General features: G+C 73.4%; 9 protein-coding genes. 3 read left to right on the top strand and 6 right to left on the bottom strand.

Annotated elements, in window-relative coordinates:
• Positions 1–65 precede the first annotated feature (65 nt).
• Positions 66–2,900: an ATP-dependent helicase C-terminal domain-containing protein gene (locus tag MLY01S_RS00120; protein ID WP_067187986.1), complete on the bottom strand. Its 2,835-nt coding sequence runs from the start codon at positions 2,898–2,900 to the stop codon at positions 66–68.
• 63 nt (positions 2,901–2,963) lie between these two features.
• Between MLY01S_RS00120 and MLY01S_RS00115 the strand changes: the two genes are divergently transcribed.
• A complete protein-coding gene (locus MLY01S_RS00115; protein WP_067187982.1) occupies positions 2,964–4,829 on the top strand; it encodes a glutaminase in 1,866 nt (621 codons plus the stop codon).
• Between the two features lie 108 nt (positions 4,830–4,937).
• Here the strand turns inward: MLY01S_RS00115 and MLY01S_RS00110 are convergent, their stop codons facing one another.
• Positions 4,938–6,554, bottom strand: a complete 1,617-nt coding sequence (locus MLY01S_RS00110; protein ID WP_067187979.1) for a TIGR01777 family oxidoreductase — start codon at positions 6,552–6,554, stop codon at positions 4,938–4,940.
• 111 nt (positions 6,555–6,665) lie between these two features.
• Here MLY01S_RS00110 and MLY01S_RS00105 point away from each other — a divergent pair, with 111 nt between their 5' ends.
• Positions 6,666–7,271 (top strand): methylated-DNA--[protein]-cysteine S-methyltransferase, encoded by a 606-nt coding sequence (locus MLY01S_RS00105; RefSeq protein WP_067187977.1) that lies wholly within the window; start codon positions 6,666–6,668, stop codon positions 7,269–7,271.
• Positions 7,272–7,686: 415 nt separating this feature from the next.
• On the opposite strand, the gene MLY01S_RS00100 is transcribed toward MLY01S_RS00105, so the two are convergent.
• The 4 genes from MLY01S_RS00100 to purH form a co-directional block, all read right to left on the bottom strand.
• Positions 7,687–9,909, bottom strand: a complete 2,223-nt coding sequence (locus tag MLY01S_RS00100) for an NADP-dependent isocitrate dehydrogenase (RefSeq protein ID WP_067187974.1) — start codon at positions 9,907–9,909, stop codon at positions 7,687–7,689.
• Positions 9,910–10,066: 157 nt separating this feature from the next.
• Complete coding sequence (locus tag MLY01S_RS00095; RefSeq protein WP_067187971.1) at positions 10,067–10,495, bottom strand: DUF4190 domain-containing protein; 429 nt, start codon at positions 10,493–10,495, stop codon at positions 10,067–10,069.
• Between the two features lie 132 nt (positions 10,496–10,627).
• On the bottom strand, positions 10,628–12,088 hold the full coding sequence (gene mgtE, locus MLY01S_RS00090; RefSeq protein WP_245232047.1) for a magnesium transporter: 1,461 nt from the start codon (positions 12,086–12,088) through the stop codon (positions 10,628–10,630).
• Between the two features lie 4 nt (positions 12,089–12,092).
• Positions 12,093–13,787: a bifunctional phosphoribosylaminoimidazolecarboxamide formyltransferase/IMP cyclohydrolase gene (gene purH / locus MLY01S_RS00085; protein ID WP_067187969.1), complete on the bottom strand. Its 1,695-nt coding sequence runs from the start codon at positions 13,785–13,787 to the stop codon at positions 12,093–12,095.
• Between the two features lie 307 nt (positions 13,788–14,094).
• Between purH and MLY01S_RS00080 the strand changes: the two genes are divergently transcribed.
• Entirely contained in the window at positions 14,095–15,531 is a 1,437-nt protein-coding gene (locus MLY01S_RS00080) for an MFS transporter (protein WP_067187966.1), read from the top strand.
• Positions 15,532–15,539 lie beyond the last annotated feature (8 nt).

Here is a 15,539-nt window from a genome sequence, read left to right as displayed (position 1 = left end):
ACGACGACGGCACCCCGACTTCCTGCCCGGCCGCACCGTCCGCGGACGGACCGCCGGGGCCCGGCTCACCGACGCCGGGTCCGTCCCGTGGCCTCGGCCGTCGTGGGGTCCTCGGGCCAGGGGTGCTTCGGATACCTGCCGCGCATGTCGGCACGGACCTGGGCGTAGGCGCCGGCCCAGAAGGAGGGCAGGTCCGCCGTCACGGCCAGCGGGCGTCCGGCGGGCGAGAGCAGGTGCAGCAGCACCGGCTGGCGTCCGTCCGCGACCGTCGGCGTGCCGGAGGCCCCGAAGAACTCCTGGAGCTTGGCGGCGAGCACGGGCTGGCCGTCGTCGCCGACCTCCGGGTACTCCACGGCGGCGGTGCGCCCGGAGGGGATGGGCAGCAGTGCGGGGGCGAGCGTGTCCAGCTCGGAGGCGGCGGGCCAGGGCAGCAGGCCCTGCAGCAGTCCGGCGAGGTCGACCCGGGACCGCGGGGTGCCGGCCACCACCTGCGCGGCGACGGCCGCGACGAGGTCCTCGTCCTGGGCGAGGGCGGCGGCGGACATGTCCGGCCAGGGGTCCTTCAGGACGCGGTGGAGCAGGTGGACGCGGCGGCGCAGCGTGTCCGCGGCCTCGCCGCCCCAACCTTTCAGCCCTTCCTCGGCCCACGCGGCGCGGACGGCGTCCGCGGCGGCCTCGACGGTGGGGGCCTCGCTGTGGGCGGCCAGCTCGATGCCGCCGAGGAGGCGACGGCGGCTGCCCCTGAGCCGTCCGCCGGACCAGACGGCGGTGTGCTCCTGGCGGAGCAGTCCGGCTCCCGCGGCGATCGCGGCCTCCTCCCCCAGCGGGGCGGCGGCGCGGACCACGGCGCCGGTGCCCTCGGCGTCGGAGCCGGTGCGCTGGACCTCGGCGACGGCCAGCCAGTGGCTGCCCCGCAGCGGCGAGTCCGCAGGCAGGGACGCTCGGGTGCCGGAGGCGAGCAGGTAGGCGTCGGACTCCCCCACCCGACGGGCGATGCGGTCCGGAGCCGCGAGGGCCACCACGTAGCCGACCTCCTCGTCCCGGCCGAGACGACGGGGGCCTGCGGAGGAAACGGCGGATCCGCGCGCGGCGGTCGCCGCGGAGGCATCGGGCGAGGCGGAGGTGCCGGGCGAGGCGGAGGCGCCGGCGCCGTCGTCGGGAAGGGGAAGGGAAGGAACGAGAGCACCGCGACGCAGCAGGCGCTCGAGGCGGTCGGCTTCACGGCGCCACATCCGGGACTCGGGTCCGCCCCGGCGGACCTGGGCGAGGGCGGCGGTGAGGTCGGCTCCGGGGGCGCGCAGGTCGGCCGCGAGCAGGGCGACGACGTCCGCGGCCGTCTGCTCCCCCACGGCCTGCGCGCCGTACCCGAGGGCGTGCCCGAGGTGCGGCGGGACCGGGAGCATGGACAGGGCGGTGCCGTGGGCGGTGATGCGGCCGTCCGCGTCCACGGCGCCGAGGGACTGCAGACGGGCCTCGGCCTCGGCGAGCGCACCGGCCGGCGGCTCCTGGGGCAACACCAGCCCCTCGCCGCGCGGGGCGCCCCAGGCGGCCAGGGCGAGGGCGAGCGGGGCGAGGTCGACCACGTCGAGCGCGGGCGTCGGCGCGGCGGGAGCGGTGCCGAGCGCGGAGCGGCTGCAGCAGCGGACCACGGTGCCCGGGCCGAGGCGGGCGGCACGACCGGCCCGCTGCCCGGCGGCGGCCCGGGAGACCTGCACGGTGACCAGACCGGTCATGGCGCGGCCGGCGTCTCTGCGCGGCTCGCGGGCCAGGGCGGAGTCGACCACCAGACGCACCCCGGGCACGGTGAGCGAGGACTCGGCGACATTCGTGGCGACCACGATGCGCGGGGCGCCGCCGGGTGCGCGGCCGGCGACGGCGGCGTCCTGCTCGGCCGGCTCCTGGCGGCCGTGGAGGGTGAGCACGTCGTGGGCCGGGACGCGGGCGCGCATACGCTCGGCCACCGCCTCCACCTCCGCCACGCCGGGAAGGAACACCAGGGCGTCGATGCCCGGGTCCTCGGCGAGGGCCGCGGCGTGCGCGGCCACGGTCTGCTCGGCCACGTGGTCCAGGAAGCCGCGCTCGCAGCCGCCGCGCGCGGTCAGGCGGGAGGAGCCGTAGGGCGCCCACCGCTCAGTCAACGGGTGGAGGACGTCCTCGGTGCGGACCACCGGAACGGCGTCCTGGCCCATACCTTCGGCCCATCGGGCCGCGAGGGCCTCGGCGTCCAGGGTGGCGGACATCGCGACGACCTGCAGGTCCTCGCGCAGCTGCCGCAGGTCCGCCAGCAGTGCGAAGAGCAGGTCCGTGTCCAGGTCACGCTCGTGGACCTCGTCCAGCAGGACCGCCCCGACGCCGGCCAGCTCCGGGTCGTTCAGCAGGCGCCGGACCAGCACGCCCGGGGTGAGGAACTCGACCTGGCTGCGGCCGCGGCCCACGGCGTCGCCGCGGACCGTGTAGCCGACCGCGGCGTCGGCGGCCTGCCGCGCCGCGGGCTCGGCGGCGCCGGCGGCCCGATACGCAGCCTCGACCGCGGCATGGAGGCGGCGCCAGGCTGCGCGCACCGCCACGCGGCGGGGCTGGGTGACCAGAACACGGGGTGCGGCCGCAGCGGCGGTGTCGGCGGCGACGTCGGGGGACGAGCCGGCCGACGCGGCAGGCGCAGCGGCAGACGAGGGCCAGGGGCCCTCGTCGGAACGCCCGGCCACACCCGAGGCGTCGGCGAGCGTCAGGGCGACGTGCGGGGGCACCGCGGTGGTCTTGCCGGTGCCCGGCGGGGCGTGGAGCACGGCCGCTCCGTGGGCCGCCAGGGCGTCGGTGAGCTCCGGCAGCACCTGCGCCACCGTGAGGCCGGAGACGAAGGAGTCCAGGTCCAGCGGGGAGAGCGGAGAAGCGGAGGTCATCACCGTCCATTGTGGCCCAGGACCGGGTGTCGCAGGCCTCGGTCTGTGGATAGGCTGGGCCGCATGATGACGCCCGTGCAGTACCACCTCGACCTGCTCGCCGCCTCCTACGCGAAGCCGGCCCAGGCCGAGACAGGCGAGGACACGCCGGGCGGTCTGGGCATCGCCATGACCCTCGTGGACGGCTACGGCTACGAGGCCGGCACGGGGCAGACCGTGACCCTCGGGGCGCTCGCCGCACCACTGATCTACGCGATGGCGGTGGAGGACCACGGCATCGACGCCGTGCTCGAGCACATCGGCACCGAGCCCGCCGGCGACCCCCTGCACCGCATCGAGGTCGAGCCGGAGACCCACCGCGCCTACAACGGGCTCACGGACACCGGAGTGGTGGCCGCGGCGACCCTCGTGAAGGGCCGCGGCGGACGAGACCGCACCGCCCGCTTCATGCAGCTGGCCTCCACCCTGCTCGAGCGCGAGGTCTCCGTGACGGACACCGCCGCCCGCGCAGAGGACAAGGCCAACCGCCGCACCCGCGCCGCAGCCTGGTTCATGAAGTCCATCGAGGCGATCGACGCGGACCCCACCGTCATCCTCACAGACATCTCCCGCCTGCGCGCCGTGACCGTGGACGTGCGCGAGCTGTCCGTGATCGCCTCGGTCTTCGCCCACGGCGGCGTCCACCCGCACACCGGCGACCGCGTCTTCTCCGCCGAGACCGTGCAGGCCGTGCTCTCCCTGATGTCCTCCTGCGGCCTCGTCACCCGGGACCCGCTGTGGTCCCTCACCGTGGGCCAGCCCGGCTGGGCCTCCCGCCGCGGCGGCACGATCATGGTGGTCGTCCCCGGCCACCTCGGCCTCGCACTCCAGTCCCACGGCCTGGACGAGAACGGCATCTCCGCGCACGGCCTGCAGGCGCTGCGCTCGCTCGTGGAGGCCTTCGAGATGCATCCGTCCCTGGTGGCCGGTTCCCCGCGCTCCGCCCTGCGCACCCACTACCGGGTGGACCAGGCCCCCTCCGGCACCTCCCGCACCGCCGAGGTCATGCAGGCCTTCGAACGCCATGCGGACACCGTCCACCTCATGGAGCTCGGCGGCCACATCGGCTTCAGCCAGGTCGAGGCGCTCGTGCACGTGGTCGGCAGCATGCCGGACGACCTGCAGACCCTCGCCATGGACGTACGCTCCGTGTCCTCCATCTCCGGGCCGGCCCGCCGCCTGATCGCCCAGTGGATCGCGCACGCGCTCCGCGACGGCCTGGACATCGTGGTCACGGACCGCGACGAGTCCCTGCTGGAGCAGGTCCGCGCCGCCGGTGCGTCCGAGGGCGTCGAGGTGCGCGAGCCCCTGCGCGAGTCCGAGGCGTTCCTGCCGGACGTGCCGTTGGACTCCACCCAGTTCGTGTTCTTCACCTCCCGCTCGCAGGCCATGCAGTGGTGCGAGCAGCGCCTGCTGGCCCGCCACGAACCGCACCTGCTGCCCAAGACCGAGGAGGAGGCCGCCTTCTCCCCGCTGCTGCAGCACCTCTCCGAGGACGACGCCCGCCTCGTCGAGTCCATGATGGACACCCGCCGGTACGAGGACGGCCAGATCATCCGCCGCGCAGGCCAGCCCTTCGGCGGCATCTACGTGATCACCTCCGGCCAGGTGGAGCTCACCGGCCAGGCCACCGGCGGCCGCCGCATGCGCCGCATGCTCCTCACCCCCGGCATGATCTTCGGCGAGATGGCCCTCGGCCAGCCCGGCCGCCAGCCCGGCACCGTCCGCGCCCGCGGCCCCGTGACCACCCGCGTGCTGACCGCTCAGGTCATGTACGCCCTCGAGGAGGCCACCCCGCAGCTGGCCATGAAGCTCTGGGAGGCCCTCGCGCGGGATGCCTTCACCGCCCTCGCCCAGCTCATCCGGGAGACCGGCGCGCTGCAGGACTGACGCCGGAGGCTACGTCCCGTCCCGTGCGCGGTGCGCTGACGGCCGGCGCAGCCGTGCTGGCAGCCGCGCTGGCGGCTGGCGCAGCGGCGGCCGGCCTGACGCCGGAGGTCAGCGGCCGAGGACGCTGCGCAGGGCCTGATCGAGCGTGCGGTGGCGAAAGCGGTGGCCTGCGGCCTCCGCCGCGGCCGACGACGCTTTCTGGTCCGCGTCCACGATCAGCTCCGCCCCCTCACGGCCCAGCAGCAGACGCGGTCCGACGCCGGGCACCGGCACCGCGGACGGGCGATGCAGCACCGAGCCCAGCGTGGCCGCGAACTCCTTCGCCGTGACCGGATCCGGGGCGGCGGCGTTCAGCGCCCCGGAGACGGAGTCCTCGAGGGCCGCGTGCGCGAACAGGGCCGCAACGTCATCGGCGGAGATCCAGCTCATCCACGGGGTGCCGTCCGGGCCGGAGCCCTTCGTGGACAGCGTGCCGCCGAGGCCGGCCAGGAAGATCGGCAGGATCTGCCGCAGCATGCCGCCGGCCGGGCTGAGCGCGATGCCCGTCCGGACCCGGACGCAGCGGATGCCCGCCTCCTCGACGGCTCGGGCCTCGGCCTCCCAGTCCCGGCAGACCTCCGCCAAGAAGTCCTCCCCGCAGGGGAGGTCCTCGGTGAGGCCCCCGGGAAGGCCCCTGTCCCCGGCGTCGGCGCCATACCAGCCCACCGCGGAGCCGTTGACGAGAGCGGGAGCCCGGCGGCCGTCGTCGTTGTTCCGGCCGGCCTCAGAGGAGGTGAGACCGACGAGGGCCTCGGCCAGCGTGCGGGTCCCGGACACACGCGAGTGGTGGACGGCCTCCTTGTGGGCGTCGGTCATGCGGCCGGCGATGGTGGCCCCGGCGAGGTTGACCACCGCGTCCGCGGAGGCGAGGACGGCGCTGTCGACCTCTCCCCGCAGCGGGTCCCAGAAGGAGGCGTCCTCGGCGGAGGCCTGGGCGGCGTCGCGGACGAGGCGGACCACGGTGTGCCCGCCGGAGGTCAGCAACGCGCAGAGCCGGGCGCCGATGAGGCCGCTGGCACCGGTGACCACGATCGTCTTGGCGGGGGCGCCGTGGAGAGGGCCGGGGTGGGCGGCGTGGAAGTCCAGGTCCTCGGCCATGGTCGCGGCGCGGGAGTAGAACTGGGCGGTCAGGATGCGTTCGAAGGCCTGACGGGCGGCACGGCCGGTGCGGTCGCCGATGCCGGGGACGCGGGAGAGCGCGTCGCCGGCAGGGAGGGCGTACGCGATGCTGTCGTGGACCACGGTGCCGGGGCTGCCGTCGGCCGTGTCCGCCTCGCCGGGTGCGGCGTCCGCGAGCGTATGGGTGTGGACCCAGGAGCGCAGCGGGCCCGAGACCATCTCGTCGCGGAACATGGCGCCGGGTTCGAGGGCGGTGTGGCGGGCCCGCCAGGTGAGCCGAGGGGCGGGGATCCTGCCGGGGAGGACGGAGGAGAGCGCCTGGGAGACCGTGCCGTGCGCCGCGCCGGCGAACAGGCCGAGGCCGCCGGGTGCGGAGAGGGCGAGGACGGCCTCGGAGCCGACGGGCAGGCCGGCGGCCGGCTCCTGCAGGACTGTGCCGGCGTAGTCCGGGGTCAGGCGGGTCAGGGCGCCGGGGTGGGTGAGCCAGCGCCAGACGACGTCGCGCGGGTGACGCAGAAGCGTGCGGTGCTCGAAGACGTGGGCGGTGGGGACGTCCGTGGAGGTCATGTGGCCAGCGTTCCATGCGGGTGGGACACTGTCAGGAGGCCGTCGGCTCCGGGAATCCTGTGATCCCGGGGCGGTGGCCGTTCCCCACACCCGAAACCACCGGAAGGCCCCGTGACCGCGTTCGACGACGTCCTGCCCGAGCTGCGCTGGACCGCGGCCGCCCTGCCCGACACCGAGCTGAACCTGGTGGCCGTGTTCTCCCCCGAGGACCAGACCGTGCGGGCCTCCGGCGTGGCCGTGCCCGCCGGCGACGAGCCGCAGGCGGCCGCCATCGGCCGGCTGCTGCTGGAGCTGATGGACCGGCTCGAGGAGGTCGCCCCGGCCACGGCGGCGCGGGAGATGAACCCGATGCCCGTGGAGCCCCACCCGAGGCTGGAGCAGCCCGTGGCGGACGCGCTGGCGGCGTATGCGGGAGGCGATGTGGGGGCACTGGACGGGCTGGCCGTGGAGCAGGCGGGGACCGACTTCCGCCAGGCGGCGTGGAAGGGGCTGCGAAGGATCCCGGCCGGGGCGCCGCTGAGCTACGGCCGGTTCGCCGAGGAGATCGGGAAGCCGACCGCCGTGCGGGCCGCCGGGACGGCCTGCGCGAAGAACCTCGTGGCCGTGGTGGTGCCCTGCCACCGCGTGGTCAGGGCCGACGGGTCCGTGGGGTCGTATCTCTACGGTGCCGAGGCGAAGCGGGCGCTGCTGGAGCACGAGGCGAAGCACGCCAGGTGAGGCGTCAGGCCGGGCGCGGTAGGCCGGGCGCGGCCGGGCGATAGGCCGGCTGACACGGTCCGCCGAGCCAGAAGAACCGGCCCCTTGACCCCGCCGCGAAGAGGCCAATTCTTCTGGTTCGGCACCACGGGGACGAGCCAGAAGAACCGGCCCCTTGACCCCGCCGCGAAGAGGCCGATTCTTCTGGTTCGGCGCCACGGGGACATCCGCTATCACCGACGACGACGCCCAGCACGCCGGCAGAGGCGCAGGCATGACGGAGGGCCCCGTCCGACCGGATCACTCCGGTGGGACGGGGCCCTCGTCGTACAGGCGCCCAGCGGCGGGAACCCGACGCTTTCCCGAACGAAAGCGCCCGGGAACCCGACGCTTTCCCGAACGAAAACGCCCGGGGCGGGGGTGCGCCGTCAGCGGGTCACTTGGCCAGCTTGGCCATGATGTCGTTGAGGGTCTGCGACGGGCGCATCACCTCGGCGACCTTCTCCACGGACGGGTAGTAGTAGCCGGCGATGTCCACGGGCTTGCCCTGGACGCCGTTCAGCTCGCCGACGATCTTCTCCTCGTTGGCGGCCAGCTCCTCGGCGATCGGGGCGATCGCCTCGGCCAGCTCCTTGTCCTCGGTCTGCTTGGCCAGCTCCTGGGCCCAGTAGAGGCCGAGGTAGAAGTGCGAACCGCGGTTGTCCAGCTCGCCGGCCTTGCGGGACGGGGACTTGCCCTCGGTCAGCAGGGTGCCGGTGGCGGCGTCCAGGGTGTCCGCGAGGACCTGGGCGCGCTTGTTGTCGTTCGTCTTGGCCTCATGCTCGAAGGACACGGCCAGGGCGAGGAACTCGCCGAGGGAGTCCCACCGCAGGTGGTTCTCCTCCAGCAGCTGCTGGACGTGCTTCGGGGCGGAGCCGCCGGCGCCGGTCTCGAACAGGCCGCCGCCGTTGATCAGCGGGACGATCGAGAGCATCTTCGCGGAGGTGCCCAGCTCGAGGATCGGGAACAGGTCCGTGTTGTAGTCACGCAGCACGTTGCCGGTCACGGAGATGGTGTCCTCACCGCGGCGGATGCGCTCCACGGACAGCTTGGTGGCCTCGACCGGGGACAGGATCTTGATGTCCAGGCCCTCGGTGTCGTGGTCGCCCAGGTACGTCTCGACCTTCTTGATCAGCTCGGCGTCGTGGCCGCGCTCGGCGTCCAGCCAGAACACGGCCGGGGTCTGGGAGTCGCGCGAGCGGGTGACCGCCAGCTTGACCCAGTCCTGCACCGGGATGTCCTTGGTCTGGCAGGCGCGCCAGATGTCGTTCTCCTCGACGTCGTGGGAGATCAGCACCTCGCCGGCCGAGTTCTTGACCTCGACCTTGCCGGCGCCGGTCATCACGAAGGTCTTGTCATGGGAGCCGTACTCCTCGGCCTTCTGGGCCATGAGGCCGACGTTCGGGACGGTGCCCATGGTGGTCGGGTCGTAGGCGCCGTTGGCCTTGCAGTCCTCGATCACGGCCTGGTACACGCCGGCGTAGGAGGAGTCCGGGATGACGGCCAGGGTGTCCTGGGTCTTGTCGTCCTTGTTCCACATCTGGCCCGAGGTGCGGATCATGGCCGGCATGGAGGCGTCCACGATCACGTCGGAGGGCACGTGCAGGTTGGTGATGCCCTTGGCGGAGTTCACCATGGCCAGGTCCGGGCCGTTCTCGTAGGCGTCGGCGATGGCCTTCTTCACGCCCTCGGCGGTCTCGGCGTCCAGCTTGTCCAGGCCGGCCTCGATGGCCGCGAGGCCGTCGTTGGCGGACAGGCCGGCCTCGGCCAGCTGGTCACCGTACTGGGCGAAGAGGTCGGCGAAGTAGGCCTTCACCACGTGGCCGAAGATCACCGGGTCGGAGACCTTCATCATGGTGGCCTTCAGGTGGGCGGAGAAGAGGATGCCCTCGTCCTTGGCGCGCTGGACCTGCTCGGCCAGGAAGGCGTCCAGGGCCTTGGCGGACATGAAGGTGCCGTCCACGATCTCGCCCTCGAGGACCTTCAGGCCCTCCTTGAGCACGGTGGTCTCGCCCTCGGCGGAGGTGAACTCGATGGTCAGGACGTCGTCCTTGTCCAGGGTCACGGACTTCTCGTTGGAGCGGAAGTCGTTCGCACCCATGGTGGCGACGGCGGACTTGGAGTCGGCGGTCCACTCACCCATGGAGTGCGGGAACTGCTTGGCGTAGTTCTTCACGGCCTTCGGGGCGCGGCGGTCCGAGTTGCCCTCACGCAGGACCGGGTTCACGGCGGAGCCCTTGACGGAGTCGTAGCGCGCCTTGGCGTCCTTCTCCGCGTCGGTCTTCGGCTCGTCCACGTACTCGGGCAGGTCGTAGCCGGCGGCCTGCAGCTCCTTGATCGCGGCACGCAGCTGCGGCACGGAGGCGGAGATGTTCGGCAGCTTGATGACGTTGGCCTCGGGGGTCTTCACCATCTCGCCCAGCTCGGCGAGGGCGTCGGCAGTGCGCTGGTCCTCCGGCAGGACGTCGTTGAAGGCGGCCAGGATGCGGCCGGCCAGGGAGATGTCCTTGGTCTCGAACTCCACACCGGCGGTGCCGGCGTAGGCCTCGATGATCGGCAGCAGCGATCCGGTGGCCAGCATGGGAGCCTCGTCGGTGAACGTGTAGGTGATCTTGGACATGCGGGACGTCTCTCCTTCTGGGGCACACCTCGGCGCCCCGGGTCTTCGTCAGGGGAAAGGGCTTCCTCTCCCCCAAATCTACCGGAGGAGGCCCGACGACGGCCCGTCCGGGCCGCCTGTGACCCCGCCCCGGTCCGTGGCCGGGTCCGGTGCGGCGTCAGGACCGCGTGCTGAAGTCGGTCTGGAAGTCCTCGCCGAACTCGGTGGACATGTACTCGACCATGCTGAAGAGGAACACGCCGTAGGCGACGAAGAGCACCACGAACGCGATCGTGATCCCGATCGCCACCCAGCCGAGCACGCGCCCGCCGATGCCGACGCCACCGGCACGGTCAGCCCTGTTCGCCTGCCAGATCGCGAGCGGGCCGAAGATCACGCCCAGGCCGGACAGCAGGCCGATCACGCCGAAGGCGATCGCCAGCTGCCCCGCCCGCTGGCCCTCCTGCGCGGCAGCCATGCCGTAGGACTGCTGGTACGGGGCCGGCCCGTAGTCCCCGTAGCCGCCGTAGCCCGGCCGGTCCCAGCCGTGGGGGCCCTGCTCCTCGGCGCGGACGTCCTTCTCGTGCGGCTGGTACGGGGTGCTCATCGTCGGTCCTTCCACAGTGGCGATGCAGGCGGTGACGTGCCCGGACAGGCGAGGGGCCGTCGTCGTCTCTCACGGTAGCCCGACGACCGGCCGCACGGGACCCAGCCGCTGTCTGCGGCCCGGCGTCGCTGATCAGAGGCCGAGCAGCGCCCGCGCGATCAGGAAGTACAGGACCAGGCCCAGGGCATCCACCAGTGTGGAGATGAACGGGTTGGAGAACACCGCCGGGTCCACGCCGACCTTCTTGCCGGCCAGGGGCATGAGTCCGCCGACGGTCGCCGCCAGGGTGCACACGGACAGCAGCGTCAGACCGATCACCGCGCCGATGTCCCACCCGTAGAACAGGCCCGCCACGAGTGTCCCGAGTCCGCCCAGACAGGCCCCCAGGGTGAAGCCCACGCGGAGCTCGCGGAGCATCACGCGGAGGGCGTCGCGGGGACGGACGTCGTCCAGGGCGAGCGCCCGGGTGACCGTGGTGGCCGCCTGGTTGCCGGTGTTGCCGCCCGTGCCGATCACCAGCGGGACGAACAGGGAGAGCACCACCAGCTGCTCGAGGGTCTCCTCGAAGACCTCCAGGACCTGCACCGTGAGCGTCGCGCCCACGGCGAGCACGAGCAGCCACACGATGCGGGCCCGCATCAGAGTCATCACGGGGGTGGACAGGTAGGGGCGGCCGAGAGGCTCTGCGCCGCCGGAGCGGGCAGCGTCCTCGGTGGACTCCTCGTCCAGGACCTGGAGGGCGTCGGCCACGGTGAACATGCCGATGAGGCGGCCGTCGTCGTCCGTGACGGGCAGGGACCACAGGCGGCGGTCCGCGCAGAGTCTGGCGGCTTCCTCCGCCTCCGTGCCTGCGGGGACCGCCACCGCATCGTCCATGAGGGCCTCGACCGTGCCGCCCGGGTCTGCGGTGGTGAGCTCTCCGAGCTCCACGATCCCCACGACCCGATGCAGGTCCCCCACCACCGGCAGGGCGGCCAGCGCGCGCCGGTCCCCCTCGCCGTGGACGCGGACCTGCTCGAGCGCATGGGCCACGCTCCAGTCCCGGCGCAGGCGCACCGGGGCCGTGCGGACACGGCGGCCCACCGAGTCGGCCGGGTAGCCGAGCAGCTCACCGGCACGGTCCCTGGCCTCCGGGCCCAGGCCGTCCAGCAGGCGCCGGGCGACCTTCGCCGGCATCTCGTCGACCAGGCGGGCCTGGGAGGAGGCGTGCAGGCGGCCGAAGAGGTCCTGGACCTGCCCGTCCTGGAGCTGGGCGATCAGGTCCGACTGCTGCCGAGGCTCCATGTCCGTGAACACGCGGACTGCCGTGTCCTTCTCCAGCAGGCGGAACAGGATGGGGACCTCGTCCGGGTCGCAGCGGTCCAGGAACTCGAGGACGTCGCCCGCCGGGAGCAGGCGCAGCTGCGCGACGGCCGCGTCGAACCGGTCCCTCCGGACCAGCTCGCGGATCCCGTCCTCCGTGAGCTCGGGCAGCCCGGAGGTGGCGGGATGACGGTCGTGGGCTGCAGGGCGATCGGTCTCGGACGCGGGGACGCCGCCCTCATCCTCAGGGGACAGGGCGGCGCCGTGGCGGCTGCGGTGCGGGTCGGACACAGGCTCAGCCGTGGAAGAAGTGGCGTGCGCCGGTGAGGTACATGGTGATGCCGGCGGCGTTCGCGGCCTCGACCACCTCGGCGTCACGCACGGAGCCGCCCGGCTGCACGACGGCCTTCACACCGGCGTCGATGAGGATCTGCAGGCCGTCGGCGAACGGGAAGAACGCGTCCGAGGCGGCCACGGCGCCGCGGGCGCGCTCCGGGGCGCCGGCGCCGGTGACGTTCTCGGCTCCGCCGGCGGAGTTCACGTCCTGGCCGCCAGTGACGGCGGAGCCCAGGGTGTTGGCGCGCTCCACGGCCAGGCGGCAGGAGTCCAGGCGGTTGACCTGGCCCATGCCGACGCCCACGGTGGCACCGCCGGAGGCCAGCAGCACCGCATTGGACTTGGCGGCGCGGACGGCGCGCCAGGCGAAGGCGAGGTCGGCGAGGGTGGCCTCGTCCGCGGCCTCGCCGGCGGCCAGGGTCCAGTTCGCCGGGTCGTCGCCGTCGGCGTCCACCGCGTCCGTGATCTGCATGAGCATGCCGCCGGAGACCTGCTTGGCCTCCACGGCGTCACGCTCGAAGCCCTCGGGCAGGGCCAGCAGGCGCAGGTTCTTCTTGGCGGTGAGGATCTCGACGGCCTCGGGGTCGAAGGCCGGGGCGGCCACCACCTCGGTGAAGATGTCCTTCACCTGCGCGGCCATCGCCGCGGTCACCGGGCGGTTCGCGGCGATCACGCCGCCGAAGGCGGAGACCGGGTCGCAGGCGTGGGCCTTGGCGTGGGCGACCGCGATGTCCTCGCCCTGGCCGGCCACGGCCACGCCGCACGGGTTGGCGTGCTTGACGATCGCGACGGCCGGGCCTGCGTGGTCGTAGGCGGCACGCACGGCGGCATCCGCGTCCACGTAGTTGTTGTAGGACATGGCCTTGCCGTGCAGCAGCTCGGACTGGGCGATGCCCGGGGCCGCCGAGGAGTCCGCGTACAGGGCGGCCGGCTGGTGCGGGTTCTCCCCGTAGCGGAGGATGTCCGCGCGCTCGAGGGAGAAGCCGGCGTACGGCGGGAAGACCGGGACGTCCTCGTCCTCGGTGTCCGCGCCGTAGTGGGCGGCGGTCCAGGCGGCCACCGCGTTGTCATAGGCCGCGGTGTGAGCAAAGGCCAGGGATGCCAGGCGGCGGCGGGCCATCAGGTCGAACCCGCCGGACTTCGCGGCCTGAACGACCTCGCCGTACGCGGCCGGGTCCACCACGATCGACACGGACGCGTGGTTCTTCGCGGCCGCGCGGACCATGGACGGTCCGCCGATGTCGATCTGCTCCACCACCTCGTCCTCGGCGGCGCCGGAGCGCACGGTGTCCACGAACGGGTAGAGGTTCACCACCACCAGGTCGAACGGCTCGATCTGCATGTCCGTCAGCTGGGCGCGGTGGTCCTCGCGGCGGCGGTCGGCGAGGATGCCGGCGTGCACGCGCGGGTGCAGGGTCTTCACGCGGCCGTCCAGGCACTCCTGGAAGCCGGTGACCTCGGAGACCTCGGTGACCGGGACGCCGGCGTCCGCGATGCGCTTCGCGGTGGAGCCGGTGGAGACGATCGCGACGCCCGCCGCGTGCAGCCCGGTCGCGAGCTCCTCGAGGCCGGTCTTGTCATACACGGAGATCAGGGCCCGCTTCAGCGGGACGGTGTCCAGGGCGTCGATCGCGGTCGGCTGCGCGGTGCTCACGGCAGAGGTCTCCTCAGCGTCAGGGAAAAGTCGGAGGTGAAGTAACGAAGCCAGTCTAGAGGTGGCACGCCACGTCGGTCCTGCGCATACTCTCCCCTGACCCACGACGACGGCACTCGCCGCCGGTGGGCGCCTCACCCCGCGGACGGGGCCGGGTCCCCGCGGTCATCGAGTCCCTGCGGCACGAGGCGCCTCGCCCCGCGCGGAGCCTGGCCCTCGCTTCGACCACCGAGACGACGACCCCACACGGGCCTCGCCCGTGGCCTTGAGACCACACCGCACACCAGAGCACAGGAGACCGACGCCGATGTCCTCCTCCCCCGCCACCACCGCCGCCCACCCTGCCGGCGGCCGCCTCCCCACCGGAGAGGAGGTCGTGCAGGAGCTGCCGTGGCGATGGTCCGTGCAGGGCCGGATCTTCCTCATCGGCGGGCTCGGCTTCATGTTCGACGCCTGGGACGTCGCACTGAACGGCGTGATGATCCCGTTGCTGACCGCCGAATGGGGGCTGGAGAGGTCCGAGGCCGCCTGGATCGGCACCGCGAACCTCATCGGCATGGGCGTGGGCGCCTTCCTCTGGGGCACGGTCGCGGACCGGCTGGGCCGCAAGAAGGCGTTCACCCTGACGCTGCTGGTGTTCTCGGTCTTCACCCTGGCCGGCGCGCTCGCCCCGTCCATCGGCTGGTTCGCGTTCTTCCGCTTCCTCGCCGGCATCGGCCTGGGCGGCACCATCCCCGTGGACTACGCCCTGGTCTCCGAGTTCACGCCCCGGCACCTGCGCGGCAGGGTGCTCACCGCCATGGACGGCTGGTGGCCGGTCGGCGCAGCCCTCTGCGGCCTGGTGTCCGCCTGGCTCGTGGCCACCTGGGGCGACTGGCGGCTGCCGCTGCTCGCCATGGTCCTGCCCGCGCTGCTGGTGTTCCTTGTGCGCCGCGGCGTCCCCGAGTCCCCCTTCTATCTGATGAGCCGAGGCCGCGAGGCGGAGGCGCGTGCCGTCGTCGACACGCTGGTGGAGGACACCGGCGCCGAGCGCCGCGAATACACCATGCCCGAGGCCGCCGGCAGCGGGCTGGGCGGCGGGCTGCAGGCCGTGGGCGAGCAGCTCGTGGCGGTCTGGCGGCACTTGCCGAAGGTGACCGCCGTGGCCTGGGCGCTGTTCTGCTCGATCATGCTCACCTACTACCTGGCCCTGCAGTGGCTGCCGACCTTCCTCGTGGAGGCCGGCCACGAGCAGTCGCGGGCGTTCGTGATGACCTCCGGCATGGCGGCCGTCGGCCTGCTGGGCGTGGTGGCCTCCGCCGTCCTGGTGGAGCGCACCGGGCGCCGCCGGCTGCTGGCCGTCAGCTCCCTGGCATCCTGCGCGGTGCTCGTGTGGCTCAGCTCCGTGCTGGGCGTGCCCGCGGCGGCGCTGCCGCTGGTGCTGCTGTTCGGCTTCCTCGTGCAGGTGGCCGTGCCGGTGCTCTACACGTATGTCACCGAGCTGTACCCGACCACCCTGCGCGCCTCCGGCTTCGGCTGGGCCTCCGCGGCTTCCCGCGTGGCCGCCGGCGTGGGCCCGCTGCTGTTCGTGGGCTGGCTGGTGCCGATGCTCGGCCTGACCGGGGCGTTCGTGCTCACCGGCCTGCTCGTGGCGCTGTCCCTGGCCGCGATGGCGGTGGCTGCGCCCGAGACCGCCGGCGAGCACCTGGCCGGCGCCGAGGACGAGGCAGCCCGAGAATCCCCTGGGCCTGCTGGGAGGAGATGAGGGAGGCG

The organism is Micrococcus lylae NBRC 15355, assembly GCF_001570885.1.
Taxonomy (GTDB): domain Bacteria; phylum Actinomycetota; class Actinomycetes; order Actinomycetales; family Micrococcaceae; genus Micrococcus; species Micrococcus lylae.
This window is presented reverse-complemented; position numbering and strand designations above follow the sequence as displayed.

Coding starts and splice junctions, on each gene's coding strand:
- MLY01S_RS00095 (WP_067187971.1), bottom strand. CDS start 10,495: ATGAGCACCCCGTACCAGCCGCACGAGAAGGACGTCCGCGCCGAGGAG.
- MLY01S_RS00120 (WP_067187986.1), bottom strand. CDS start 2,900: ATGACCTCCGCTTCTCCGCTCTCCCCGCTGGACCTGGACTCCTTCGTC.
- MLY01S_RS00115 (WP_067187982.1), top strand. CDS start 2,964: ATGATGACGCCCGTGCAGTACCACCTCGACCTGCTCGCCGCCTCCTAC.
- MLY01S_RS00100 (WP_067187974.1), bottom strand. CDS start 9,909: ATGTCCAAGATCACCTACACGTTCACCGACGAGGCTCCCATGCTGGCC.
- MLY01S_RS00110 (WP_067187979.1), bottom strand. CDS start 6,554: ATGACCTCCACGGACGTCCCCACCGCCCACGTCTTCGAGCACCGCACG.
- MLY01S_RS00080 (WP_067187966.1), top strand. CDS start 14,095: ATGTCCTCCTCCCCCGCCACCACCGCCGCCCACCCTGCCGGCGGCCGC.